We start from the raw sequence: 25553 nt of genomic DNA on the forward strand, positions 1-25553 counted from the left end.
TCGGCTTATCGCTTTTCCTGCTTGTGCTGTGGATGAGGAAATTGCGGAGCAATCAAAAGTCGGGGAGCGATATCCTTTCGGTAATCTCTCATGCGGCAGCGCTCGCGGCGTTTGCTTCCACCGCTTTGGTTTTTCCCGGCGTGTTTTGGCTTAGCCTGTGTTAAGGCGATAACATCCGTCGCCGCATGTTCAGAGCTGCATCTGCGCTTCCAGCGGGCGGGACGGAAGCGGCGCGATGGGATCAGCGGGGTGAACGCTGAGCCAGAAGTCTGGCAACCGCGTTGGCGTCTATTGCCTCGATGCGGTATCGATCGTGGGGTGTGCCACCAGTTGTTTCCGCGGCGACCATCGCATTGATCACCGCCTCTTCCACGCTCTGCACCACGGCCTGATAGACCGGATCAAGCACATCGTCATTGACCATGTCGATGCTCAACAACGGTCCGGCCTTATGGCGCATCGGGTGTGGATTGGCCGTCGAAAAAGCGAGAAAAATGTCGCCGGAACTATTGCCGCCGACTGTGCCGTTGCGGCCGATGCCTATCGCGCCGCGCCGCGCCAGCTTCCGCAGCTGGTGCGGCGCAAGTGGCAGGTCCGTGGCAATCACAACGATGATCGAGCCTCGTTCGGACAGCCCCGGGTTTTCTTGTTGCAGCAGTTTTCCAACGGGTAGGCCGCTAATTGTCAGCCAGTCCCGCTGGCCGTGATTGGCCTGCACCAGCGCCGCGACGGTGAACTCCTTGTCGTCAATTGCGATCAGGCGCGAGGCAGTGCCCGTGCCGCCCTTGAAACCGTAAGCAATCATGCCCGTGCCGCCGCCGACATTGCCCTCAGCGACCGGACCGCTTCTGGCAGCGTCCAACGCCTCCAGGACGTGCTCGACCGCGACGTGTTGGCCGTTGATGTCATTGAGCATGCCGTCATAGGTTTCTGCCACCACGGGCATGATCCACAGGTGGTCGTCTCCCTCGTAGGTCGATGCAAATCGGTCAATCATCCATCGCACGGCGCTTTGATGGGCGATACCTACGCTGTGCGTGTTGGTAATCAGGACAGGCCCGACAAAGTAGCCCCCGTCCTCGATCCAGTGAGATCCCGTCATCTCACCATTGCCATTGAAACGATGAATGCCAGCGAATACCGGTACTGGTTCGCCCGCTGCGGCGTGCGGCAGTATCGCCGTCACGCCGGTACGCACCGGCAACCTGCGACCGGGGCGGGGTGTCTCTTCACGGATCGTCGAAAAGCCGACATGGATACCGGCGATGTCGGTGATGGCGTTGAGTGGGCCGGGCGTGCCGTCGAAGGCAATACCGAAGTCACGCGCGCGTTTTTTGCCTGCTGAGGTCGTCTCGCTGATCATTGGTCCCTCCGATTTTCAGGCAGCTTTCAACAAATGGTCAGTTTCACGTCGTTGTTGTCCAGGCTTTCTGTCAAATCTTCGCCCAGCGCCTTATCGGTAACGACGTGCGTGATGTCCCGCCAAGCGGCATAGCGCGCGGGGAAGAGGCGGTCGTGCTTGGAATGATCGGCGACCACGACGGTGCGCGCTGCGCGCGAGACCATCGCGCTGTAGACCGCGCCACACTCCAGGAGGGCGTCCGAAGGGCCGTCTGGACCCAGACCGCTTGCGCCAAGAATGGCGAAATCGGCGTAGAAGGAATTGAGGAATGACACGGCATAGGCACCGACCGTCGCGCCCTCGGTGGCGTGGTAGTCGCCGGGGAGCATGACCACCTTGATTGTCGGGTTGATGGCAAGCACGGTCGCCACACCAAAGGAATGAGTGAGTACAGTGATGTTCTTCATCTCGACTGCTACGCGCCGCGCGGTGTGCACTGTCGTCGAGCCCGAGCCGATCATAAGCACCTGAGCGCCTTTAAGTATCTGGACGGCCGCCTTGGCGATCCTTTCGCGCTCGCCGACAAAGAGCGCATGGCGCTCGGTCACCGAAGGCTCGGTGGAAAGCGAACGCACGGCGCCGCCATAGGTGCGGTTGAGCAGACCCTGTTCGGTCATCTCGTCCAGATCGCGCCGGATTGTCTCTGTCGAGACGTCTAGGCGCCGGGCAAGTTCAGCAACGCGCAGGCTCGGTGCCTGGTTAAGTTCAGTCAGGATGCGCGACTGGCGCACGCTTTTTGGTTTTTTCATCGCGCCTCACTCCCAATGGCTTTCCAGCGCAAAACTCGGCCGCGTGAGGAGCAGCTCAGTGCGCCGTGTTCAACTGCAGCAGAGACGGAGGAATTCTTGTCGGCATAAAGGGCTTCGAGTGCTTTCATCGACCAAGTTGTGTCAGGAACACTCTGGGCGAACAAGCCCGGGGCGACTTTCGTCCCCGATTGTTTCATGCTTTGGCTGCGGCAGATAGCCGATCAACTCTTCCGTGGTCATCACGTTGGCATAGATCATGTTCAGTCTGGTCAGTTCACTGACGTGGAGTTCTATGGAGCCTGCTGCACACGCGTCATCGACGACGATGACGTCGAAGCTCTCGTCAGCGAGGCTGCGGACGGTGGAAGATACACACTGGTCGGTAAAAATCCCGGCGCAAACAACGTGGGTGATGCCCATATTGGTCAGCAAAAGCCTGAGATTCGTACCCGTCAGCGCACTGTCTGTGGTCTTGGTGACAACGATCTCGCCGTCCTGCGGGGCAATTTTCGACAGGATCTGCGAAGCTTGCTCATCCTTCGGAAGCAAAAGATTGTTCCATCCCGGCTTCTTCTGACTGAGCGAACGATCCCGGCCATCGGTGCGCAGACAAGCAATTCGCGCGAAAAACACGTCGAGGCCGAGTGCGCGGAACCGTTCCATGAGACGCCGGGTATTGGGGATGACGGTGTCATGCATGCGCTCGTGAAACGGCGTCCAGGCGTGATAGCGGACAAGATCATCACCAGAGAGCGTGTCGGGAGCTGGGCGATCGAGATACGTGTTCTGCATGTCGATGACGAGAAGCGCCACCTTGCCCTTTTCAAGCGTCGGATCGTCGGGTTCCGGAGCGCCCTGATAGTAGAAGGAACGGCGGTCGGTTTTCCAGTTCATCGAGGCGTCCTCATGTATCCGCCTGACGACGGCGGACCAGCATGATGGCGAGACCGCCAGCCAGCAACAATATGGCAGCCGATACAGTGCTCATCGTGCCGAGCGCCGGCACCATTGGCGAATACCCGGCGACCATCTTCGAATAGAGCCATTTCGGGATCGTAGAGTCGACGCCGGCTGTATAAAGCGACAACGGAAAATTGCCCCAGGAAAGCAGGAACGCGAAGAGCGCGCCGGACCAGATGCCCGGCCACAGAATAGGCAGGGTCACGTCGCGCAGAATGAACCAGCGGCCCGCTCCGAGGTCACGCGCAGCCTCTTCCAGTGTTGGATCAAAGGAATAGACCTGGATGGCAATGACGAGCGTGACCACCGGAACGATCCAGACGAGATGCGCAATAACGGCCGTCTGCCAGCTCGGGTTGATGCCAAGCGCGTTGAACCACAGGAGGAGAGCGAGCCCCAGCACCGGCTGCGGAAAGAAGACTGGCAGAAGGATCGCCTTCTGGAAAAGCTTGCGCCCCTTCCAGTCGTAGCGGGCGAAGGCGAGCGCGCCGACGAAGGCGAATATCACGGAGACAAGCGTGACGATGAAAGCGATCAGGAGGGAGTTCTGCACGAGAGCCTGAATCTCGAGCGAGCCAAGGGTCTTGCCCCACCATTCGGTCGAAAAGGCGTTAATCGGGAAGCCGAAATAGCGTCCCCTGGACAGGCCGGCCATCGCTCCGCAGAGGATAGGAAGGTAAACGGCAAGGACGACAAAGGATGTCCAGACCTTGACGAAGGCTCGGGCGCGGATTTGCGAGCGGGTTTCCATGTCTCACTTCTTTCCCAGAATGCGGTCGAGATCGAGCTTGGACAGAACGTAGAGGGCAAGCCCGCTGACGATGACGACGAGCAGGAGGGCGAGCGCCGAGCCAAGCGGCCAGTTCTGTGCATACGTGAAAGCAACCTCGATATCCTGCGCGATGGTAATGACCGACTGGCCGCCGAGAATCTTGGATTCGGCGATCGCGCCGGCGCCGAGCACGAAGGTGAGTAACATCCCGATCAGGATACCCGGCATGGCGAGCGGCAGCTCGATCTCTCGCCAGATCATCAGCCTGTTAGCCCCAAGGTCGCGGGCCGCATCGACAAGGTCCCGGGGGATCATGGCAATGCCAAGCGACATCGGGAACAGCATGAAAGGCAGATAGACATATGTCATGCCGAAGAGGATGGCGCCGGGTGTGTAAAGTACCTCGGGTCCACCCGAGAAGCCGAGCCATTTCAGGCCGCCGTCGAGCACCCCGTTCTTGATAAAGAACAGCACCCAGCCGTAGAGGCGTACGTTTTCCGAGACGAACAGCGGGAAGACGAACAGCACGCCGACCAGGCCAGACCATTTGCCGAACATGCGATTGAGACCGTAGGCGATGGGATAGGCGATCATCGCAAGCAATATGACTGTCGCAAAGGCATAGGCGATCGACCAGGCAAACGACATCCAAACGGTATTGGAAGGATCAAGGATCACCGTGAAGTTGGCGAGGGTAAAAGAGCGAAACACGTCGAAGCTCTTGGGCGTGGCGAAGGCATAGGCAGCTACCGTAAGAAGCGGTGCCAGAAAGCCAAGCAGCAGCAGGATCGTGACAGGAGCGGCCGCGCGCAGTCCTGCAGGGATAGACGGAAAATGCCTTTGTTCACCGGCCATTTCAGCATGGGTCATGGTTACCATATCAGTCTCCCACCACGATCGCGTCGCGGGCGTCCCAGCCGATAGTGACCGTGTTGCCCGACGTGATGCCGGTCGCGGCGGCGCGTGCGGCCTCGACCAGATATATCCGGTCGCCGGAATGAATCTGATATTGCATGCGCGAGCCGAGAGAATATTCGTTGTAGATCGTGCCGGAGATCAGATTGTCAGCGCTCGAGGAGCCGGTGACGAAGCGCATGGTTTCGGGCCGAACGATGACAGTTGCCGTCTCGCCAATCGTTTGTGCTACCGGGGCTACAGTGATTGGCCTGCCGTCGGCGAGCGTCCACACGCCTTGGTGGCCGCGCCTGACTTCAAAACTGTTCACCTCACCAAAAAATTCCGCGACGAAGCGCGTTGCCGGCTTGGTGTAGATTTCCTCAGGTGTGCCAATCTGAACGAGGCGGCCACCGCTCATCACCCCGACGCGATCAGACATGACCATGGCTTCCTCGAGCGAATGGGTAATGTAGACAAAGGTCTTCCCGCTTTCGCGGTGCAGGTCCTTGAGCTCCTTTTCCAGAACTTTCTTCAGTTTGTAGTCCAGCGCCGACAGCGGTTCGTCGAAAAACAAGACGTCCGGGTCATAAGCAAACGCGCGGGCGAGCGCCACGCGCTGTTTTTCGCCGCCCGAGCAACGCATCACGTTTTTGGAGTAGTAACTCTCCGGCAGGCGCACCATGCGCATGAGTTCGAGAGCGCGGACCTTACGTTCGGCGGCCGGCATTTTGCGGACCTTCAGCGGGAACTCGATGTTCTCGCCGACGCTCTTGTGCGGGAAAAGCGCAAGCGACTGGAAGACGAGACATGTCGGACGCCTGTCGGACGGCACGTTATTGATCGTTTCACCGCGTAGCGTGATATAGCCTTCTGATGGTGATTCCATGCCGGCCAGCATGCGCAGGAGTGTGGTCTTGCCGGACCCGGAGGGTCCGACAATGGTGACGAATTCGCCTTCTCTGATATCGACACTTATGCCATCTACCGCGGCAAAATCGCCGAAAATCTTTCGAACGTCGACAAGTTGCAGCACCGGTTTCGGCGTTGGATGGATCGGATCCTCGATTTTCGGCAAGACGTCGGATAGGGTGGGCGAGATCATCGCAAGGCTCATGTTCTGTTCTCCGTCGGGACAGGCTTTGCTCAGCCGCGCAGGCGCCTGGCGGCGGTCATCAGTTCCAGTGCCTTGTCATAGTCAGGCACGATGTCGTATTGCGCCGAACGCGCCATATCCTCCTCGAGGCTGTCCCATTGGATGGCTTCCATCTCGTCCTTGGTGAAGAGTTCGTAGCACTTCGGGTTGCCCATCTGGCTGACCGGGTTGAATGTGCCTTCAGCAAAGGCGACGGTGTGGGCGACGTGCGGATCCTGGACGTATTTCAGAAATTCCAGGGCGAGTGGCGAAAGTTCGGGATTGTTGACCGTCGAGGTGATCTCAATCCAGGAAATACCGCCCTTGCCATCCATCGGGCCCTTGAGTGGCGTAATGGCGCGCAAGTTCGCATAGCCGTCGGCACGCGCCGGAGAGACGGAATAAGTGCCACCGGTCATATAAAGGTCGATCTCGCCCGAGACGAGAGCCTGATTGAGTGACGCCATGTCCCCGACCATCTTGGCGCCCTTGAAAACTTTTTCTGCGGTTTCGGCAAAGGCCTTGAACTCCTCCTCCGTGTGCTCCCTGAAGGGGTCAATTCCGGCGATGAGGAAGATGTTGAAGACGTTCCAGTCGTCGGATTCCTGTATGCCGTACTTGCCGGCGATCGAGGCGTCGTTGAACAGGTCCCAGCCCTGTTCCTCCGCCGTTGCTTTGCTGACTTTGTCGGTGTTGACAACAAAGCTGTAGGGCCCGAAGCGCTGCGCCATGCCGAGCAGGTCCTTGCCGTCGTCGCTCATTGCCCAGCGATATGGCGCCTTGAAGTTGGGGAGCATGGTCTCGAAATAGGGCTCGAACTCGGCGCGCGGCAGCGGCTTTATAAGCCCGGCCGGCCCCATCACCTTTCGGGCCCAGGGATTGTTGACGTTGATCAGGTCCCAGATTTTGGTCTCGCCCGCGCGCAGGCGGTTGATCATGGTCGGGTCGTTGGTCAGGCTTTCAGCCTTGACGGTCGCTGACTGGCTGGATCGGAAGGGATCCAGGACCTGTGCGGAATTGTAGCCTTCCCAGCAAAGGATATTGAGCTCTTTTTCGCGACCCGCAAAAGCGCGGGTCGCGCTTGCCATTGGGCCGGTAAAAGCGGCCGCACCCATCATCTGCATCATGTTGCGTCTGGAGATTTTCATCATAATTGTTCCCCTTTTTCTTGGCCGCTTCCGTGGCTCGTGGATCGCTTATGTTGGAACCTTGTCGTAAAAATGTGTGATTTACAACATCTATTTTCTGCTTCATGGTGCGGAGCGTGATTGGAGCGGTAGCACCCGGAGGCGAATGTGACTTTTGCAAAAACGCAGTGCTAAACTCCTAATATTACTGTGCATTTGTTTTGTGCAGGTAGCGCCGGTCGTGTGCCGATGTTTTAATCTGACGCCTCAAATTAAAGCAGTAGCGGCACGCGAATTTGTGGAAATTGCAACAAAAAAGTGAGTGGAACATGTTGAAGTCACTGCAAGGGAAAACGGTCATTGTCACCGGCGCAAGCCGGGGGATTGGCAAGGGCATAGCATTGCGTTTCGGGGAGGCCGGCCTGAACGTCCTCGTTGTCTCGCGCAGCCAGGTCGATGCCGACAGAGTGGCGTCCGAAATCGGAGCCAATGGCTCGGGATTTGCCGCGGATGTGAGTACAGAGGAGGGCTGCAGGGCGATGGTCGATGCAGCCATAACCCGCTATGGCGGCGTCGCGATCCTCTGCGCCAATGCCGGCATCTTTCCGGCGGCTAAGCTGGGCGAAATGACGGCAGCCGACTTCGACCAGGTGATTTCGACCAATCTTAAAAGCACCTTTTTCAGTGTTTCCGCCGTTTTGCCAGCAATGACGAAGGCTGGCTCAGGCCGTATCATCATAACCTCATCAATTACCGGCCCGATCACTGGATATCCCGGCTGGTCGCATTATGGGGCGAGCAAGGCGGGTCAGCTCGGTTTCATGCGCACGGCTGCGATCGAACTGGCGCCGAAGAACATCACGATCAATGCGGTCATGCCGGGCAATATCATGACCGAGGGGCTTGAGGACAACGGCCCAGACTATATCGCCGCGATGGCGGCCTCTGTTCCGTTGCGTCGTCTTGGCGCGCCGGCGGATATTGCGAACGCCGCTCTGTTCTTCGCATCTGAAGAGGCTGCCTACATCACCGGTCAGTCAATTGTTGTCGATGGCGGCCAAACCCTTCCGGAATCGCTCGGAGCACTCGACGCGATGGGCTGAAACCGGAAGAAGTCCGGGCGACATCGTCGCCCGGTGTACCTGAAAGATTTCAGGCGGCTCAACGCGCGTTCAGGATACTGTCCAGCGTACCCGAAAAAAGATCGGCATCCTCATTCGAAAAACACAGTGGCGGGCGGATCTTCAGCGTTGCGCCATACTTGCCTGCTGCCCCGATCAGGATACCGTTTTGTTTCAATTTATTGATCACTGTCGTTGCGAACGCCGTGTCCGGCTCCCCCGTGGCGGGGTCGACAAAATCGAGGCCGATAAAGAGGCCGGCCCCCCGCACGCCGCCGATGACCGGATGTCGGGTTTGTAAAGCCTGGAGCGATTGCTGGAAATGACCACCGACAGCGGCCGAACGTTCGATCAGATTTTCTTCCTCGATCACCCTGAGCACGGCATGGCCAGCGGCGGCCGCCACGGGATTGCCGCCGAAAGTATTGAAGTATCCGGTTTCCTCGCAAAATCGCTGGAGTAAGTCAGGTCGCGTTACGACGCCACCCATCGGGAAACCGTTTCCCATTGGCTTGCCCATCGTCACGATATCGGGCGTCACGCCGTGGCGCTCGAAGCCCCAAAGACTGCCTCCCGTCCGCCCAAAACCCGGCTGGACCTCATCGGCGATCAACAGGCCGCCAGCACGGTGCACCACATCTGTCGCCTCCCTGAGAAAGCCGGCAGGATCGGCGTAGATACCGTCGCTGGAGAAGATCGTATCAACGATCAAGGCGGCGAACTTGATGCCGCGCGATTTGAGTTCGTTAATCGCCTGTTCCACAGATGCGGCAAAGCTTGCAGCAACGCTCATGCCGTCACGGGGCGCCGGCGCCGGAATGACCGCCACAAAGGGTGCGGGCTTGCGCTTGCGTAGGGACGAGGGGGAAATCTCGGTCACCAGCGCAGTATTTCCGTGATAGGCTGCTTCGGTGACGACGAAACCTTCGGCGCCAGTTCCGATGCGGGCGATGCGCATGGCGAGGTCATTGCTTTCGCTGCCGGTGCAGGTCAGAACCACATTGCTGAGCGCCGCCGGGAATTTTGACAGGAGCTCTTCGCTATAGGACTCGACGACGCGGCTGAGGTAGCGCGTGTGGATGTTGAGTTCGCCAATCTGGCGCGCAACGGCCTCGACCACCCGTGGATGGCAGTGGCCGACCGACGGTACATTGTTGTAGACGTCGAGATATCTGCGTCCGCCGGCGTCATACAGGTAGGCGCCCTGTGCACGCACCATCTCGATCGGCTGCTCGTAAAAGAGCACGGATGACGCTCCAAACGTTGCCTGGCGCTTGGCGACGCGCTGCGCAAGTTCAGCCGGGAAGCCCTCGGCACGGCTTGCATCGAAACGGTTGAGATCTAGAATTTCCTTGGTGGCGACGCTCATCGGGCTCTCCTCAACGGTGTTCGGCCAGATAGCGCTCCGCGAGCGCCACGGTACCATCGGTATAGCCTGTGCCCATGGATTGGGCCGTCGGCGTTTCAGCATGGGAAGCGATCCACGCGGTGAGCTGCATGCGGCGAAGCATGATGAACATCGGCAGGGCCGCCTCATGTTGCTCATCAAGAGCGGTGACGCGCCGATAACCTTCGAGCCAGGCGGCTTTGAGATCGGGGATGAAAGGCTCATGTTCCATGAAGCTGATCGAGGCTGCAAAATCGTAGGCGTACCAGGACAGACCGCAATCATCGAAATCGATCACTCCCAGTCTGCCATTATCGACCAGAAGGTTGGCGGCGCGCATGTCGCAATGAACGAGGCCGAAGCGGTCCTCACCATAGCCGTAGGCGGAGGTCTGGGCTTCGAGCAGCTTGTGCGTTCTCTCTAAAACGGACTTGCCGCCGAGCGTCAGTCCGAGGGCGTCACGCCAGTCACCCCAATAGGCACCGTCCCCCAGAATCCGGTTGAAGCTCCATGTCTTGCGGACGAAGTTCTCCGGTCGCGTCCATCCGCGGCTGTGGGCGTGCAGTTTCGCATTGATTTCACCGAGTGTCCTGTACCAGTGGACGAGGTCTGACTCAGCATCTGGCTCCTTGCCCGCCATATATTCGAAAGCGACGGCATGGCGCATGGTTTCGCCGTCCGAGAAGACTTGGAGGAGGCTGCCGTCGTTTGCCGTGACTGGCCGCGGCGTAACAACCACCCCATCTTGCCGTAGCGCATCAATCCATGCGAGCTCGGACAGTATCTCCGCTTGGGTATGATAGTCAGGGCGATGCACACGCACGATCAGATCGCTTCCAGTGGTCTCGTCAGCGATACGGAAGGTCGCGTTCTCGGAAATCGTCAGGAGCGTCAGGGTTGCATCCGGCGAGACGCCCCATACTGGCGAGAGGTCTTTGAGGCCTTGTCCCAACCTGGAAAGAAAATCTGTATGATACAACATTTATCGCGCCCGTTTTGATCATGATTGGCAAATCCAACAATATTAATGTTGGAATTGCAACATTTAATCCGAACCCATCGATGTTTTTGGATCTTCAAAGCGGCTGCTCGTCGCGACGTTCGCGACATCACCGGAAGGCTGATGAACATCAGTGGGGTGGTGACGACCGCCCGGCGTCCGGTCGCCATCAGCGGCCGCCTCGGCGCTCCGGGGGCGATCGATCAGGGTCGCCGCTCCGAGGACTCTGGGATACTGTTCTTTCCTCGCTTTGCCTGCGGAGGCAGCGACGCGATCAAGCCGACCCAGCTGACGCGCCCGTCGCCTAAATCAACTCAGGCCCCGAAGCACATTCTTCTGATCAAAAACCCAGGCCCAGCTGCGATTGGTCCTGGTCTTCAGCATCTTTGTCATTGGTGAGCGACGATAACGTTACCCCAAGGAGCCGGACCGGCCGTTTGAATGGATAGACACCGGCCAGCAGGGTATTGGCCGCGTCTAGAATGTCTTCGGCGTTCGAATAGGGGATGGCAGTTGTCCTGCTCCGCGTCGCCTGGGTGAAGTCGGAATATTTGATTTTCACGGTCACCGTCTTGCCGCTGAAACCCTTTGCCTCGCAATAGGACCAAACCTTTTCCGCAAGTGGCCGGAGTTCCCTGGTTGCGAGCTCGAGGTCATCGATGTCCGCGGTAAATGTATCTTCCGCGCCGACCGACTTACGCACGCGGTCCGGTCTGACCTGCCGCTCATCGATGCCCCGGGCAATGCCATAGAAGTACGGACCGGACTTCCCAAAATGCTCGACCAGAAACGGTAAGGATTTTGCTTTCAGATCCGCTCCGGTCTCAATACCAAGCCGGTGCATCTTTTCCGCCGTAGCCGGGCCGACGCCATGGAATTTCTTGACTGCGAGCTGTTCGACAAAGGCCGGACCGTTCTTCGGCGTAATCACCGCCTGACCATTCGGCTTGTTCAGATCGGACGCCATTTTGGCCAGGAACTTGTTATAGGAGATGCCGGCCGAAGCATTCAGCCCGGTCACCGCCTTAATCCGGGCGCGGATTTCCAGAGCGATTTCAGTGGCAATTGGCATATCCTTGAGATTTTCGGTGACGTCGAGATAGGCCTCGTCGAGCGACAGAGGTTCAATGAGCGGCGTATATTCCGCAAAAATCTCGCGTATCTGCTGTGAGACGGCGCGGTAGACTTCAAATCGTGGTTTCACGAAGATCAAATCCGGGCATTTTCGAGCCGCCGTGACCGACGGCATTGCCGAGCGCACCCCAAATTCCCGTGCCTCGTAACTTGCTGCTGCAACGACGCCACGGGCAGCCGCTCCGCCAACAGCGAGGGGTTTGCCACGCAGTTCAGGATTGTCGCGCTGCTCAACCGAAGCGTAGAAGGCATCCATGTCGACATGGATGATTTTTCTGACGGCTGAGGCGGTGGTGAGGTCCATTGCAACCAAGTTGGCTGGGAGAAACGAAACAAGAACATAACAGCTTGCGACGTGACATCCAAGTCACCATTCGCAGTTCGGCTCATAATGGTGTTGCCGGAACGGAAGCGACGTCGTCTGCTTACGACGGGTTTCAGAACCCATACATTGCCGAAATCGGTCAGGGCGGCATCCCAGGAGGCGCGGACAAATTTGCGAGGATCGTGTGCCGTGCAATTCACTCTCCTTATGGCGTGTCCATGCTGTGAGGTTAAGATTCAGTTTGGCGGCGTGCCGATGAACCTGTTCATGATCACGATTGGCACGACATAGCCGTTGTCCACCATGAGGATCCGCGAGAGCACTCTTACACTCTCTTGATCATCAGGGTGATCGGCGACAGAGGCGTCCCGCCATCTGGACGATGGCAGGAAGCGCGTTATCGATGCGTTTGCTGGAATTTCGCGTAGTACTCGTCAGCCATCTTACGGAGCGATCGGCCAATCGCCGCGTACTCGTACTCGTTGAGATTGGCAAGCGACGCCCGACCAGAAGGGTGCTGGGTTCCAAAGCCGCGTCCCGGCAGCAAAACGATTCCGGTCTCATCGGCAATTCTGAACAGCAACTCGTTCGGCGAAAATTCGTGTCTGACCCATGCTGCAAACTCGTCGCCAAAAAGCCGGCGGGAAATCTTCTCAAGATCCAGCAAGGTATAATAATCGACCGAATTTTCGTCGTCGGGAGTGTCCAGGCCGAGCTCAGCGTAGAGGGCTGCCTGTCTACGCCGGATAAGTCGCTTCAGTGTTTTCTTATAGTTGTCGTTTTCGTCCATAAGCGCGAATAACGAAAACAGCACCGTTTGGACCTGCTGAGGCGTTGAGAGCCCTGCGGTGTGATTGAGCGCCACGGTACGGCTGTCAGCAACCAAGCGGTCGATAAACCTTAATGCGGAAACGTCTGTGACAATCGATGAATACCGCCTGTCGAGCGACGCTTTGTCTTCCTCCGGCAAGTTCCTGATCGCGTGATCGATCACGTTGTCCCGTCTTAATGCGATGGTTCCCAGCCGCCAACCCGTAGCTCCGAAGTATTTCGAGTAAGAGTAGACCAGGATCGTGTTTTTTGGGCAGACGGAGAACAGCGATTTGAAGTCGTCCGCGAAAGTCCCGTAGACGTCGTCGGTTAGTATCATCAAGTCTGGCCGATGATTGTCGACGATGTCGGCGATCTTTTCCAGGCTCCGTTGATCGAGCTTTACCGATGGAGGGTTGCTTGGGTTGATGCAGAAAAAGATCTTGATCGAGGGGTCTTTAAGCTTTTCGAGTTCGGAGTCCGGATACTGCCAGCCAGCCTCTGGGTCCGCACTGATCGAAACCTCTTCAAGCCCGTATGCGTCCAGTTGTGGAATCTCGATATACGGCGTGAACACAGGCATACCGATAGCCACCTTGTCCGATTTTTTGATCAGACGGTTTTTCTGCAGCGTGTCAAAAACATACGTCATTGCTGCCGTTCCGCCCTCAGTGGCAAAAACGTCTATGTCCTGGGGCGATATTTGTCCGCCGATCATCTCTTTCGCTAAATACTGACGGACAATCTGTTCACTGACACGCAGCATGCGCGGCGGAACAGGATAGTTGCAGCCCAATATGCCTTCCACCATCTCGTGGAGGAAATCGGAAGCGGAAAGTCCGAGCTGGTCACGCACGTAACTTATGGCGCGACCAAGAAACACGACGCCTTCCTGGTCTCGATTGTCTGAGACGAAGCGTTCGAATCGCGCTTCGATGCCTTCTATGCGCGGTAAGCCACCTAGGTGCTGCTCCATGTAGGAGTATGAGAGCTCTGATTCCGCAACAGCGAATAGGCCGAGCCTGAAAAAGCCTCGCCGGGGCAGGGTTGCCAGAAAATTCGGGTTGCCGCGTCCCGCGTTCAGCATTTGTTTTTCTTTTTTCGTGGACGCCAGTTTGATGAGCTCGTCTTTGAGTTCGAAGGGGCTGAGTTTTGCGAACTGACTGTAATCGTTCATACTTCTCTCTCCTGTCTGTTAAACGAGTGCCACCACGAGTGGGCCCAGCAACGTCAGGAAAACGTTGGCAAGTGCATACGTTATGGCAAAAGGGGTCGTGGGAATGGAGTTTCCGGCTTTATCGAGGATTTCTCCGAAGGCGGGATTGGCGCTTCGAGATCCACTCAGAGCACCAGCGAAAACCGCGACGTTGTCGTACTTTAGAAGGTAACGACCGACGAGCATTGTTATCAACAGCGGGAGCACCGTGACGACGACGCCTATTGCAAATATCGAAAGACCACTTTCCGCGACGGTATGTACCGCTTGTTGACCTGACTGTAGCCCGACCACGGCCACGAACCCTGCCAAACCGAGATCTCTCAGGAGAGTTGATGCGGGTGTTGGCATGTTGCCAAGCGTCATATTGCGGCTGCGATACCAGCCAAATACGAGACCGGCGAGCAAAGCCCCGCCGCCCGCGCCAAGCGTCAGTGGGACCGAACCGATCCTCAACACGAGAAGACCAACCAGCAGGCCGATGGCCACACCAAACCCGTGGTATACGAAGTCTGTCTTGTCACTGGGAGTTATGACGCTGCCAACTCTGTTCGAGAGGCGCTGTAAATCCTCCTGTACTCCGTGCACGGTCACTATGTCGCCGGCACGTATAACGGTATCGTTGGTCAATTCCAGTTTTACACCGGCCCGAGTTACCTGGATCACGTAGATCCCATGGCGCAGGTCTTTGCTTCGCTCCAATATCCGGGCGACGGTTTGGTCGGCGAAGTCCCTGTCTTTTACGACGATGTCGCGCGTTGTGACCACGAGTTCCAGGCCTTCCGCCGCGGCCACCTCCCTGCCGATCAGGTTTTCAAGACCGACGACGCCCGCACGACGTCCGACTATCAGCACAAGATCACCGTTCTGCAGACGAAGCTCGGGTTCAACGCCAACCAGAGCGCTGCCGCGTTTCACGCGTTCGATCGTGATGGGCCCTTTTGTCGACAGTGCTTCCAATTCGGCAATGCTTTTCCCAGCCGCACCCTCGACCCTGAATATCCGTCCGACGAGGTCCGGAAGGGCAGGTGCTTCACCGACGCCATATACTCGGGCGCCCTTGAGCATCTCTGCTTCCGCTTTCACGGCGTCATCCCGTATCCCCCGTTTCATGAACCAGGGAAGAATATTCACGCAGACGATGATCGCTCCAAAAGAACCAAATATGTAGGTGACCGCGTAACCGATCGCGACGTTCGCCTGGAGCCTCTGCGTCTCATCGGCGGCAAGGCCAAGTTTTTCAATAGCGGAGCTCGCCGTTCCGATAATGGCGGATTGTGTCAGTCCCCCGGCGGCAATCCCCGCGGCGATGCCCTTATCAAGGCCTGTCAACTTTGCGAGCACGACCACGGTGGCAAGACCGCTGATCGCAAGAACCGCAGCCAAGACGATCTCTCGTATAGATTGTTTTCCCAAGGAGCGGAAAAACTGCGGCCCGCTTTCAAAACCGACCGCGTATATGAAGAGGGCAAAGAGAACGGATTTGATCCCATTGTCGATTTGAACTCCCACCTGGCTTATCACGACCGCTACAAGAAGGGAGCCCGCGACGCCTCCGAGCTGAAACCTGCCGAACTGGACCTTTCCGATCCAATAGCCAAAAGCCAGAGATAAAAAGAGCGCGATTTCAGGGGACTGGCGGAAAATTTCGGCAACGAACGACATTCGACATCCTCTCAAGATGTGTAATCAAGCGTACAAACCGGCCGGGCTAGAGCTACGCGCATGACGAGCAAATTGTCTAGGGAATGCCCTGCAAAAATCCCCTTCAGGAAGATCGTGGTTACCAAAACATGACGGCTGAGCGGTCTGTGCTACCAAATGCAGCGATCGAGACACAGGAAAACGTATCAGTAAGTATTTTAGCAACCAAAAGTTCCATGGTCGCGAAGCGACTAAACAACATCATCGACTGATCGCGAGCGAAGAGACTGACCTGAAATGGCGTGAGCCTCTTGGAGCGGCGGTTCATTTCGAGATGCGGAACGAAGCAACCAAGGCCCTTAAAAGTAAGCCGAGACAAGTCGGCACCCCGTCGGAACCACGCAACTGGCCCAGTGGCCAAAATCGCGGCTTTGAAAGGGCTCTTCTTTTCCACGATCGAAGTTTAAAGGCGGCCGGCTTTCACATTGCCGGTAGAATTTTGAGTGAAGGTTTGTATCACGCGTAGTCCATAGAATATTTGCGCCGACAGCTCTAATTAAAGATCGGACAGCGCAAATGTTATTGTTCCATCCGAGGCATCAGATTGCTCGGAGACACCGTAGATAATTGTTGTGACAGATAATTAAGAATAACGGCGTATTATTTTCCAAGGCCGAACCTTGGGAACAGTGTCATGGCATCCATTCAGCAGAAGATCATCTTTGCGGGCGTGGCAATATTTGCAATAGCCGGGGGCACCGCCGGGGTGGGGATATGGTCGGCATCGACGCTGACGCACAACTCTGAAAACGTAACCCGATCGGCTCAGATCCTTCGCAACCATATGCAGGCGGACATGATGCATGACGCCCTGCGCGCAGATGTGTTTGCGTCTCTCCTTGCTTCCAATCCAGCGGCCGGCGTCGCATTCGACAGCGTCAAGGCCGATCTTTCAGAACACGTTGAGTCATTTCTCAAAATGATTGCCGCCAACAAAGCGCTTGCAACGGATGCGGCCACCCAGACGGTACTCGCCGGGGTCGAGAAACCCTTGCTCGCCTACATTGATAGTGCGAACAAGATCGTCGGTACGGCAGAAAAGGATCCGATCGTCGCCCTGGCGGCATTGCCCGATTTTATGAAGCAGTTCTCAGCCTTGGAAACCGCTATGGCGGAGACGGGCGACCAGATAGAGCAAGTGTCGGAATCTATCTCCGCCGAAAGCGCCCAGACAGCCGCTGCCATGCAGGATGTGCTGCAAGCTCTTCTCGGTCTGGCAGGATTGTTTTCGATCTTGCTCTTTGTCCTGTTCCGCCGCACCGTGAGCAAACCCATCCTCGCGCTCTCTGCCGACATGACAAGGCTGGCTGAGGGTGAGACCAACATCACCTGCGCGGGTACCGGACGGAAAGACGAGATCGGGACGATGGCGGCGGCTGTCGAGGTCTTCCGCAAGGCGGCAATCGTCAACAGGCAGCTGGAGGAGGATGCGGAGCGTGCACGCGGGCAAGCCGAAGCTGACAGGCTCGAGGCGCAGCAGCAGGCTGAGGCCGATGCCGCAGAACGGCTGCAGGTGGCGGTATCCGGTCTTGCCAATGGTCTCAAAAGACTGTCCTCCGGTGACCTTTCCTTCCAGCTCGATGAGCCTTTCGCTCCGGATTTCGAAGCCCTCAGGCATGACTTCAACACGTCACTGAAGCAACTGGGTAGGACGCTGAGCGCGATTTCCGAGAGCATTACGGTCATCGACAACGGCACGCGGGAGATCGCATCCGGTGCCAACGACCTCTCGCGTCGAACGGAGCAGCAGGCTGCCTCGCTGGAGGAAACTGCTGCTGCCCTAGATGAGATCACCGCCAATGTGACCAATGCCAGCAGACGGACAGAGGAGGCACGCGGAGCGGCGACGGAGGCCGATCAGAGCGCCTCCCGCTCGGCTGCTGTGGTCAGCCAGGCTGAGGAAGCCATGCAGCGCATCGAGAATTCCGCGCAGCAGATTTCCAATATTATCGGCGTGATCGATGAGATCGCCTTCCAGACGAATCTCCTTGCGCTCAATGCCGGCGTGGAAGCTGCCCGGGCCGGCGACGCCGGCAAGGGTTTTGCGGTCGTTGCACAGGAGGTGCGCGAGCTGGCGCAACGTTCCGCGACGGCGGCAAAGGAGATCAAGACATTGATCAATACCTCCACCGCCGAGGTCGACGGCGGCGTGAAGCTTGTGCGCGAAACTGGTGTGGCACTCAAGGAAATCGGTGAGCGCATCTCCGGCATCAACCGGCATATGGAAGCCATCGCGACGGCGGCCCGGGAACAGTCGACCGGTCTTTCCGAAGTCAATGGGGCGGTCAATACGATGGACCAGACGACGCAGCAGAACGCGGCGATGGTCGAGCAGTCAACGGCGGCATCCGCTGCGCTCGCGACCGAGGCGAGAAAGCTGCGGGAGCTCGTCTCGCAGTTCCACCTGGAGGCGGCCGGCTCCGTTACCTCTGCAGCGCTTCGACAAACCGCCCGCGCCATGGCAGAGCCAGCAGCTCGCGTTGTGCCCGTCGTGGCAGCCGTTAGGTGACTCTTTTACGGTCTTTTGGGGCATCCTAACTCAAGCGCAAGCGATATATCGGCAGGCTGGTCGAAACCATCCGGCCCGCCGAATGCCAAAAACTATCTCGAGAATACAGGGTGAGGCGAAATACTCTAAGGCGAGCTGGCCGCGTATTTTACCGCAGGCGCTGCGCCGCATTGGCCTGCGCCTCGCGGATGAGGCCGGAATACATATTCTCCTTGCCCGGGTACCATGGCATCGTGCCGATGGAGCCGAACCCGGAAATTGTTTCCATATGCGCGACCATCCGGGCACGCATGCGCTCGTCCGGAAGCGGGCCTGTCATCGCCTGGACATTGTCACTCATATGGTCAGGGTTTGACGTACCGCAGAGCACGCTCGTAACGGCGGGGTGTGCCATGACCCATTTCAGAAAGAACTGCGCCCAGCTGGTCGCTCCAAACTCGGTTGCGAATCCGGGAAGCGGTCGCCCCTCGACGACCTTCATCAAACGTGCCTTTTCCAGCGGTAGATTAATGAGGACGCCAACGCCCTTGTCGGCGGCGGCTGGAAGGAGGCGTCGCTCCGCATCGCGATTGAAGATCGAGTAGTTCGTCTGAATGAAATCGACATCGTCGCGTTGAACAATCGCCAGCAGCTGGTCCTGTGCCGCCGACTCGTGATGGGTCACGCCGACATGCCGTATAAGACCTTCCTTCTTCCATGCCTTCATCAGCGGAATAACGACCGGCGCATTGGTGATGCTGTGGCATTGCATCAGGTTGATCGTGTCACGCCATGTCCGCATGCGTGATTGCCGAAAGCTTTCAACGGCATGGCTTTCGTCTCCGAGATATTCTCCTGTCGACCAGACCTTGTTGGCGAGGAACATCTCATCCGATCCCTCAAATTCGCCCATGAACTGACCGACGCTGACCTCCGCCGAGCCGTAGAGAGGCGATGTGTCGACCACGCGACCGCCTGCAGCGACGTATCGCTCAAAGACCTGTCGCAGGGCATCGCGGCGATCCCCGGGCTTTAGATCAAATGTCAGAAAGGTGCCGAGACCGAGGGCTGTGACCCGTTCCCCGGTGCGAGGCAAGGTCCGGGTCAGCACCTCCGGGTTTGAGGCAGATGCGGCCGACGACACGTTCGTGCCTTGAGCCTGCGCGGTAGTGCTGCTGGCGAGTGCAAGTCCGGTTGCCGCCGCACCCACCGTGCCGAGAAAGCCGCGACGATTGATCTTTGACTGATCCATGGGAGATTTCCTGCTCGATTGTTGTTGACGTCAAAACTGCCAGTTGGCGGGGACCCAGGCATAGCCGCCATCGGTCTTCAGCATCCGGCCAAGACCGGGGAAAGGATAATGAAAGCCAAGAACCGGCATACGCTCGGCGGCCGCCCTGTCAAATATGCGACGACGGGAGGAAAGGGCTGTTTCCTTATCGCGGTCGGGGCCTGGCACCCAAGGCCTGTCGACGTTGACGACAGGGTGATAGGCAAGGTCTGCCGTCAGCAGCAGCTGGTCATTTCCGGAATGAACGAGGAAGGTCGCCATGCCGGGTGTGTGGCCAGACGCGACGATCGTCGCCAGACCCGGCGCAATCTCGGTGCCGGCCTCATATAGTTCAACATCGTTCCTGAAGGGTTCGAGGCTGTTCTTGACGTTTGCCGCAAATCTTGTCCGGAAATCCTCCGGGACAGGCATGTAGGATAGGTCTGGATCGGTGCGGACAAAGAAGTCCCAATCCGCCCTCGGGGCAAAGACTGTGGCACGAGGGAAGGCCTTGCCACCGTCTGCAGTTCTTAGGTTGCCGACATGATCCGGGTGGGTATGCGAGATGACGATCACATCAATGTCAGCGGCATCGAGACCGATTGCCGCGAGGTTATCGAAGATGCGGCCACCGTTCGGACCCATGGTCTTGCCAGCGCCGGCTTCGATCAGAATCCGCCGGCCACCAGTTTCGATCAGCAGCGTGTTGAGATTGAGTGTCATGTGGTCGGTCGGCAGAAATGCCTGTCGCAGCACATCCTGAAGCTCGGCCTCCGGGGTATCACTGGCGTAAATGCGTGGCGGACCACCAATCACCCCATCGCTCAAGACGGTTGCGCTGATCTCTCCCACCCGAAAGCGATAATGACCGGCATTGCCGGCCGCTGCCGAAGCCGTCTGGGCACGGGCATTGCCCGGGCCGCCCAGGCTTGGGAGGATCATGCTTGACGCGCCTGCAACCGCGGACAGCATGATGGCACGTCTGTTCAGAGTGAAGGCGTTCATCTTTCTTTCCTCTTTCATTGAGCGCACTGCCTCGGTTTGCCCCTCAAATGGGGCAGAGGTGCACCAGAGCGCAGGCCTTAACTCAGGGAACCATGACATGGCGTCATTGATCTGATAACCTGCATTAACTTTATCAACTTGATTAGAAAAACTTAGCAATGGATCCTGTTCGGCTAGACAGCTTCGACGTGTTTGTCGCCATCGTGCGCTGCGGCGGCTTCCGAGCCGCGGCATTTGAACGGGGGGTTTCTTCATCGGCCTTGAGCCAAACGATGAATGCTCTGGAGGAAGCTCTGGGCATCCGGCTTCTTAATCGAACAACGAGGAGCGTGTCTCCGACCGAGGCAGGGCAGCGTCTTCTCGAGCGTCTTGCGCCTGCGTTGAGCGACATCAGGCTCGCCATCGCAGAGGTCGATGAATTACGCGATAGCCCGTCGGGGACCCTCAGGATCAACGCGCCTGCGCCTGCAGTCGATCACTTCCTCTGCCCACTGGTCTTCGATTTTATGGAGGTATACCGCGAGGTGAAGATCGAAATTATCAGCGACGCGGCCGTCATAGACATCGTGGAACAGGGTTTCGATGCCGGTGTCAGGTTCGGCAAGCAACTGGCGCAGGATATGATCGCTCTGCCGCTTGGTCCTGCACTTCGTTATGCAATCGTTGCTTCTCCTGATTACATCGAGAGGTGCGGGCAACCACAGACGCCGCACGAACTTGTCAGTCATGACTGTGTCAAACGCCGCTTTCCCGGCGGCACGCTGGTCACCTGGCGATTTGCCGAGGGCGACGAGGAAATTGAAGTCACCCCAACCGGCCGCCTGACGGTCAGTTCGGCGCACAATGAACTACAGGCAGCACTTGCGGGAAGAGGTATCGCCCATGTCTTTGATGACTACGCCAGGCCCTACCTTCAGGATGGTCGACTGGTGGAGTTACTCCCCGACTGGAGCCCGACCCTGCCGCACTGGTTCCTGTATTATCCCAGCCGCCGCCTTCCGAGCGCGGCCATGCGTGCGTTCCTCGACTATATGAAGAACTATAAATGGGAGAAGGCGAGATCTTCAATCTACAGGGCTTCGTAAGGGTCCCTGACATTGCACTGATGAACAACGACGGGTCTTGCTACGCTGACCGACGATGGCGCTAGGACTAACCTTTCAGCGTTCCGCCCGCGGCGTGTATCGCATCGGGCGTGTCTACGTCGAGCAACGCACCTTCTCCGATCTCCACATAAATGATGGGTAGGCCGGATGTTTCTATGATCCGACGAGCCCCAACATCGCCTTCGAGGTGGGTGACGGCCTCAAACAGCGATTTAGGAAGTATTACGGGGTTCCCCGGCTTCCCGTTTCCCGTCGCACGTACAACCGCCTCACCATCGGTCGTTCGAAAAGCCGCAATGAGCCGATCGAGATCGCCGCTTGCCAAGCCCGGCATGTCGGCAAGCTGGACCAGAACTGCATCCGCTCCCCGAGCATGGCAGTATGAGACCCCCGCCGCAATCGACGTCGCCATGCCGCGGCCGTATAGCGGGTTTTCGAGACACTCGACTCCCAGGCCATCAAGCGCAGCTTCGATTTCAAACCGGCGGTGCCCCGTTACAACGACCACACTGTCGGCAGTTGAACCGAGCACGACCTGCGCAGAACGTCGTACGAGAGCAACGCCGTCAAATTCCGCAAGCAACTTGGATGCACCTGTCTCTCCCATGCGACTGGAACGCCCTGCGGCAAGCAGGATAACGAAAACACGGGGGCCGACGGGGCGTTCTTTGGGCGGCGGCTCATTGTCGTCTCTGTTGGACACAGTTTTCCTCCCATGGTTTGTGGGCTTTCCATGAGCCTCTGTGACGAGGCGCTGCTGGAACCTGCAATATCCTATGGACGTGATCAATGGCTGGATTCCGCGGGGAGCGGAAGTCGTGCATCTCGTCGCTCAGCAACCGTTCGGTCTGTCGGTTTAACCTCGCGGGTTTGGCGGCCCCGTTACGGCGTTCAAGTTGTTGACCGGTGGTGGCGATGCGGATTGCACAGGGGTGGACGGATCAGCGCGACAAGCCGAATTCAGCCCCATGCGGGATTGACTGCAACTGAATTGCGGAGGCTTGATCGTCTGGCATGCAAACGCGCAGTCGATGCGCTAAACGAGGTGATGACCAGAATCCGGGCTGGCTTAAAAATAAGTGCTGGGCGGGCACCCGAGTGATCGGCGAAACACGGCAGAAAAGGCGCTTGGGCTATTGTAGCCACACTCAAGGGCGACATCGAGGACGCTTCTGCCTTCTGCCAGCATCGTCAAGGCATCAAGCATCCGGGCCTGTTGACGCCATTGCCCGAAACTCATGCCGGTTTCACGCCTGAATGTCCGCATAAAGGTGGCTCTGCTCATGTGAAGCCTGGTCGCTGCATCTTCGATGGAGAGATTTTCCGCCAAATTGGTACGGACCTGCTCGCACATTTGCGCCAAGCCGGAATGCTTCGGTATCGGCAGGTTGAGCGGCTGCGCTGGCTGAAAGGAAAGTTCCATCAGAAGCAGCCTGACGACGGCGTCCGCTTGCTCCCGACTTTGTGGCTTCTCAGCAAGCTCGGCAAGTTTCAGAATCAATTCCCGCAAAAGAGGGGTGATCGTCACCACAAGGCATTCGTCGGGAAGCCCCCCTATTTCGCTTGTGTCAATCAGAAGTGACCGGAACTGCACGCCTGCATGGCTCGACGTTTCGTGCGCCAGCTTGGGCGGTAGCCAGACCGCCCGGCTTGGCGGAACGACCCAGGTGCCCCGATCCGTCCTGATCGATACAACCCCGCTGACGGCATATAGAAGCTGAGCCTCTTCGTGACTGTGCCTCGGCCCCGAAAAGCGGTTTTCGTCGTGGGTGATGACGGCGATCTCGTTGGTAATGTTTATGCCGCTTTTCAAAACTAATCCTTTTGCGACGATCGATGATCATCCGGCGTTAGAATATCAGCTTCGCGCTCACTACGGTAGGCCATCTAACAGCAGAGAGTTTTCGCCAGGTGACCGACCGCAACCGCCTTATTGACTGCATCGAAGAGCCGTATCCTGCGGCGCTCGGCGTGGCCGTTGGACGCGCGGCCCATGCGTTTGCCTGTTTAACGGTTTGCGACGTGTTGCGACTTACCGGCGATCGTCGGGCCTGACGGCTTCCCGGCGATCGTAATGGCCGTGTCGAATCCTTCACAAAACGCATCGCAACGGATCACGCCATGTTGACCAATCCTGAAATCAAATACCGCCCTTTCGTCTCTCCCATCGAGCTGCAGGACCGCAAGTGGCCGTCCAACCGGCTTACGAAAGCGCCCCGCTGGTTGTCCACCGATCTGCGCGACGGCAATCAAGCGCTTGCCGATCCGATGGATGTGGAACGCAAGCTACGCTTTTACGACATGCTGCTCGCCGTAGGCTTCAAGGAAATTGAGATCGCCTTTCCATCGGCGTCACAGACCGAATTCGACTTTGTCCGTGCGCTGATCGAAGAAGATCGGATTCCCGACGACGTAACGATTCAGGTGCTCACCCAATCCCGTAAAGATCTTATTGTCCGCACCTTCGAAGCACTCGAGGGCACGCGCCGGGCGATCGTTCACCTCTATAACGCAACGGCTCCGCTGTTCCGCCGCGTGGTCTTCGGGATGGAGCGGCATCAGATCATCGATCTGGCCGTCACCGGCGTCACGGCGATGCTGGAGGAAAGCCTGAAGCGACCCGACACCCACTGGACCTTTCAGTATTCGCCCGAAACCTTCTGCTTCACCGAGCCTGATTTTGCGCTTGAGATTTGTGAACGGGTGTTGGACGTTTGGCAACCGACCTCCGAACGTCCAGCGATCCTCAACCTGCCGGCAACGGTCGAAGTCGCGACACCCAACGTTTATGCAGACCAGATCGAGTGGTTCGGCCGCAACATCTCGCGCCGTGATGCGGTGGTTATCAGCGTGCATCCCCACAATGATAGGGGAACGGCCGTGGCGGCGGCCGAGCAGGCGTTACTTGCCGGGGCCGACCGTGTTGAGGGATGCCTGTTCGGGAATGGCGAGCGGACCGGCAATGTGGACCTGGTGACGCTGGCAATGAATTTCTACACCCAAGGGATCGATCCGAAACTGTATTTTCCCGCGATCCGCGATGTCGTGAATACCGTCGAGCATTGCAACGGACTGCCGGTGCACCCGCGCCATCCCTATGCCGGCGAACTGGTGCACACGGCCTTCTCGGGCTCGCACCAGGACGCGATCCGGAAAGGGTTCACGGCCCACAGAAAACGCAATGACGGTATCTGGGAAATGCCGTATCTGCCAGTTGATCCGGCCGACATAGGCGAGACATACGAGGCAGTCATCCGCGTCAACAGCCAGTCCGGCAAAGGAGGTATTGCCTGGGTGATTGAACAGGACAAGGGTTTGAAACTGCCGCGCTCCCTTCAGATCGATCTCAGCCGCCGTGTGCAGGAGTTCGCTGAGAGCACCGGCAGGGAAATCACGGCCGCTATGATCTGGTCGATCTTCGAAGATGCTTACCATCTAACCGGGCCGCAGCCGTTTGAACTGGTTGATTATCAGGATGAAAGCCGTCGGAGCGCCGGGAAGGAACGCGTTTTTGTCGGGCGCATCCGTCACAGAGGTCGTGTGATTGCGATCACAGGTCGTGGGAATGGCCTGATCTCCAGTGCGGTCTCGGCGCTGGAGGAGGGCTGTGGGGTGACGTTGGAAGTCCTCGACTATCACGAACATTCTCTGAAACGCGGCGCGAATTCCCAAGCGGTCGCCTACCTAGAATGCCGCACTCGTGATGGCGTCACGGTTTTCGGGATCGGCATCGACGATGACATCGCCACGGCTTCGGTCAAGGCCGTCCTCAGCGCAGCCAACAACGGCTAACCTCTCGCTATGACTGCCGCGTGATCCGCCCAGGAACAAACGAATGTCGTAGGTCATGCCCGGAGCGCTAGGGAGGCCGCCAGAGCGGCCAACTCGACGGTATGCAAACCGCAAAAACCATAGGCGAAGGGTAATGCCGGTGGTCTCTGCGCTCTT

At 57.9% G+C, this 25553-nt stretch carries 20 protein-coding genes; 4 read left to right on the forward strand and 16 right to left on the reverse strand.

Features of this window, described 5'->3' with window-relative positions:
* Positions 1-241: 241 nt before the first annotated feature.
* The 7 genes from FHW77_RS00595 to FHW77_RS00625 all read right to left on the reverse strand — a co-directional run bounded on the left by FHW77_RS00595 (position 242) and on the right by FHW77_RS00625 (position 7063).
* A complete protein-coding gene (locus FHW77_RS00595) occupies positions 242-1363 on the reverse strand; it encodes a DmpA family aminopeptidase (RefSeq protein ID WP_111814655.1) in 1122 nt (373 codons plus the stop codon).
* Between the two features lie 26 nt (positions 1364-1389).
* Positions 1390-2151, reverse strand: coding sequence for a DeoR/GlpR family DNA-binding transcription regulator (locus FHW77_RS00600; RefSeq protein WP_004445980.1), 762 nt, complete (start codon positions 2149-2151; stop codon positions 1390-1392).
* Between the two features lie 141 nt (positions 2152-2292).
* Positions 2293-3045, reverse strand: coding sequence for a cysteine hydrolase family protein (locus FHW77_RS00605; protein WP_052114230.1), 753 nt, complete (start codon positions 3043-3045; stop codon positions 2293-2295).
* A gap of 10 nt (positions 3046-3055) precedes the next feature.
* Complete coding sequence (locus FHW77_RS00610; protein ID WP_107340244.1) at positions 3056-3862, reverse strand: ABC transporter permease; 807 nt, start codon at positions 3860-3862, stop codon at positions 3056-3058.
* Between the two features lie 3 nt (positions 3863-3865).
* The gene (locus FHW77_RS00615) at positions 3866-4762 is read right to left on the reverse strand and encodes an ABC transporter permease (protein ID WP_107340245.1); all 897 of its coding nucleotides are present in this window, start codon (positions 4760-4762) and stop codon (positions 3866-3868) included.
* Position 4763: 1 nt separating this feature from the next.
* Entirely contained in the window at positions 4764-5894 is a 1131-nt protein-coding gene (locus FHW77_RS00620; protein ID WP_107340246.1) for an ABC transporter ATP-binding protein, read from the reverse strand.
* A 29-nt stretch (positions 5895-5923) separates the two neighbouring features.
* Positions 5924-7063 carry an ABC transporter substrate-binding protein gene (locus tag FHW77_RS00625; protein ID WP_006697825.1) on the reverse strand — a complete coding sequence of 380 codons (1140 nt, stop codon included), beginning with the start codon at positions 7061-7063 and terminating at the stop codon, positions 5924-5926.
* 305 nt (positions 7064-7368) lie between these two features.
* Here FHW77_RS00625 and fabG point away from each other — a divergent pair, with 305 nt between their 5' ends.
* Positions 7369-8142, forward strand: coding sequence for a 3-oxoacyl-ACP reductase FabG (gene fabG / locus FHW77_RS00630; RefSeq protein WP_004445966.1), 774 nt, complete (start codon positions 7369-7371; stop codon positions 8140-8142).
* Positions 8143-8200: 58 nt separating this feature from the next.
* Here the strand turns inward: fabG and FHW77_RS00635 are convergent, their stop codons facing one another.
* The 5 genes from FHW77_RS00635 to aspT form a co-directional block, all read right to left on the reverse strand.
* Positions 8201-9529 (reverse strand): aspartate aminotransferase family protein, encoded by a 1329-nt coding sequence (locus tag FHW77_RS00635; RefSeq protein ID WP_107340247.1) that lies wholly within the window; start codon positions 9527-9529, stop codon positions 8201-8203.
* A gap of 10 nt (positions 9530-9539) precedes the next feature.
* Positions 9540-10529, reverse strand: a complete 990-nt coding sequence (locus FHW77_RS00640) for a phosphotransferase enzyme family protein (RefSeq protein WP_107340248.1) — start codon at positions 10527-10529, stop codon at positions 9540-9542.
* Positions 10530-10887: 358 nt separating this feature from the next.
* Complete coding sequence (gene dinB, locus FHW77_RS00645) at positions 10888-11985, reverse strand: DNA polymerase IV (protein WP_107340249.1); 1098 nt, start codon at positions 11983-11985, stop codon at positions 10888-10890.
* A gap of 418 nt (positions 11986-12403) precedes the next feature.
* On the reverse strand, positions 12404-13993 hold the full coding sequence (locus FHW77_RS00650; RefSeq protein ID WP_107340250.1) for a bifunctional aspartate transaminase/aspartate 4-decarboxylase: 1590 nt from the start codon (positions 13991-13993) through the stop codon (positions 12404-12406).
* An 18-nt stretch (positions 13994-14011) separates the two neighbouring features.
* Positions 14012-15697: an aspartate-alanine antiporter gene (gene aspT / locus FHW77_RS00655; RefSeq protein WP_107340251.1), complete on the reverse strand. Its 1686-nt coding sequence runs from the start codon at positions 15695-15697 to the stop codon at positions 14012-14014.
* A gap of 673 nt (positions 15698-16370) precedes the next feature.
* On the opposite strand from aspT, the gene FHW77_RS00660 reads away from it, so the two are divergent.
* Positions 16371-18245: a methyl-accepting chemotaxis protein gene (locus FHW77_RS00660; RefSeq protein ID WP_107340253.1), complete on the forward strand. Its 1875-nt coding sequence runs from the start codon at positions 16371-16373 to the stop codon at positions 18243-18245.
* 148 nt (positions 18246-18393) lie between these two features.
* On the opposite strand, the gene FHW77_RS00665 is transcribed toward FHW77_RS00660, so the two are convergent.
* Together FHW77_RS00665 and FHW77_RS00670 are read right to left on the reverse strand one after the other, a co-directional pair.
* Positions 18394-19476, reverse strand: coding sequence for an aldo/keto reductase (locus FHW77_RS00665; RefSeq protein ID WP_022563134.1), 1083 nt, complete (start codon positions 19474-19476; stop codon positions 18394-18396).
* A gap of 30 nt (positions 19477-19506) precedes the next feature.
* Positions 19507-20499 (reverse strand): MBL fold metallo-hydrolase, encoded by a 993-nt coding sequence (locus FHW77_RS00670; protein WP_107340273.1) that lies wholly within the window; start codon positions 20497-20499, stop codon positions 19507-19509.
* Between the two features lie 158 nt (positions 20500-20657).
* Between FHW77_RS00670 and FHW77_RS00675 the strand changes: the two genes are divergently transcribed.
* The gene (locus tag FHW77_RS00675; RefSeq protein ID WP_107340254.1) at positions 20658-21584 is read left to right on the forward strand and encodes a LysR family transcriptional regulator; all 927 of its coding nucleotides are present in this window, start codon (positions 20658-20660) and stop codon (positions 21582-21584) included.
* 67 nt (positions 21585-21651) lie between these two features.
* Here the strand turns inward: FHW77_RS00675 and FHW77_RS00680 are convergent, their stop codons facing one another.
* Complete coding sequence (locus tag FHW77_RS00680) at positions 21652-22308, reverse strand: nucleotidyltransferase family protein (protein WP_111814651.1); 657 nt, start codon at positions 22306-22308, stop codon at positions 21652-21654.
* A 366-nt stretch (positions 22309-22674) separates the two neighbouring features.
* The gene (locus tag FHW77_RS00685; RefSeq protein WP_022563130.1) at positions 22675-23418 is read right to left on the reverse strand and encodes an AraC family transcriptional regulator; all 744 of its coding nucleotides are present in this window, start codon (positions 23416-23418) and stop codon (positions 22675-22677) included.
* A gap of 308 nt (positions 23419-23726) precedes the next feature.
* Here FHW77_RS00685 and leuA point away from each other — a divergent pair, with 308 nt between their 5' ends.
* Positions 23727-25397, forward strand: coding sequence for a 2-isopropylmalate synthase (gene leuA / locus FHW77_RS00690; RefSeq protein WP_044459363.1), 1671 nt, complete (start codon positions 23727-23729; stop codon positions 25395-25397).
* Positions 25398-25553: the final 156 nt, after the last annotated feature.

It is taken from the genome of Agrobacterium sp. RC10-4-1 (genome assembly GCF_014138475.1).
GTDB lineage: Bacteria > Pseudomonadota > Alphaproteobacteria > Rhizobiales > Rhizobiaceae > Agrobacterium > Agrobacterium pusense.

Coding starts and splice junctions, on each gene's coding strand:
- FHW77_RS00595 (WP_111814655.1), bottom strand. CDS start 1,363: ATGATCAGCGAGACGACCTCAGCAGGCAAAAAACGCGCGCGTGACTTC.
- FHW77_RS00600 (WP_004445980.1), bottom strand. CDS start 2,151: ATGAAAAAACCAAAAAGCGTGCGCCAGTCGCGCATCCTGACTGAACTT.
- FHW77_RS00605 (WP_052114230.1), bottom strand. CDS start 3,045: ATGAACTGGAAAACCGACCGCCGTTCCTTCTACTATCAGGGCGCTCCG.
- FHW77_RS00610 (WP_107340244.1), bottom strand. CDS start 3,862: ATGGAAACCCGCTCGCAAATCCGCGCCCGAGCCTTCGTCAAGGTCTGG.
- FHW77_RS00615 (WP_107340245.1), bottom strand. CDS start 4,762: ATGGTAACCATGACCCATGCTGAAATGGCCGGTGAACAAAGGCATTTT.
- FHW77_RS00620 (WP_107340246.1), bottom strand. CDS start 5,894: ATGAGCCTTGCGATGATCTCGCCCACCCTATCCGACGTCTTGCCGAAA.
- FHW77_RS00625 (WP_006697825.1), bottom strand. CDS start 7,063: ATGATGAAAATCTCCAGACGCAACATGATGCAGATGATGGGTGCGGCC.
- fabG (WP_004445966.1), top strand. CDS start 7,369: ATGTTGAAGTCACTGCAAGGGAAAACGGTCATTGTCACCGGCGCAAGC.
- FHW77_RS00635 (WP_107340247.1), bottom strand. CDS start 9,529: ATGAGCGTCGCCACCAAGGAAATTCTAGATCTCAACCGTTTCGATGCA.
- FHW77_RS00640 (WP_107340248.1), bottom strand. CDS start 10,529: ATGTTGTATCATACAGATTTTCTTTCCAGGTTGGGACAAGGCCTCAAA.
- dinB (WP_107340249.1), bottom strand. CDS start 11,985: ATGGACCTCACCACCGCCTCAGCCGTCAGAAAAATCATCCATGTCGAC.
- FHW77_RS00650 (WP_107340250.1), bottom strand. CDS start 13,993: ATGAACGATTACAGTCAGTTCGCAAAACTCAGCCCCTTCGAACTCAAA.
- aspT (WP_107340251.1), bottom strand. CDS start 15,697: ATGTCGTTCGTTGCCGAAATTTTCCGCCAGTCCCCTGAAATCGCGCTC.
- FHW77_RS00660 (WP_107340253.1), top strand. CDS start 16,371: ATGGCATCCATTCAGCAGAAGATCATCTTTGCGGGCGTGGCAATATTT.
- FHW77_RS00665 (WP_022563134.1), bottom strand. CDS start 19,476: ATGGATCAGTCAAAGATCAATCGTCGCGGCTTTCTCGGCACGGTGGGT.
- FHW77_RS00670 (WP_107340273.1), bottom strand. CDS start 20,499: ATGAACGCCTTCACTCTGAACAGACGTGCCATCATGCTGTCCGCGGTT.
- FHW77_RS00675 (WP_107340254.1), top strand. CDS start 20,658: ATGGATCCTGTTCGGCTAGACAGCTTCGACGTGTTTGTCGCCATCGTG.
- leuA (WP_044459363.1), top strand. CDS start 23,727: ATGTTGACCAATCCTGAAATCAAATACCGCCCTTTCGTCTCTCCCATC.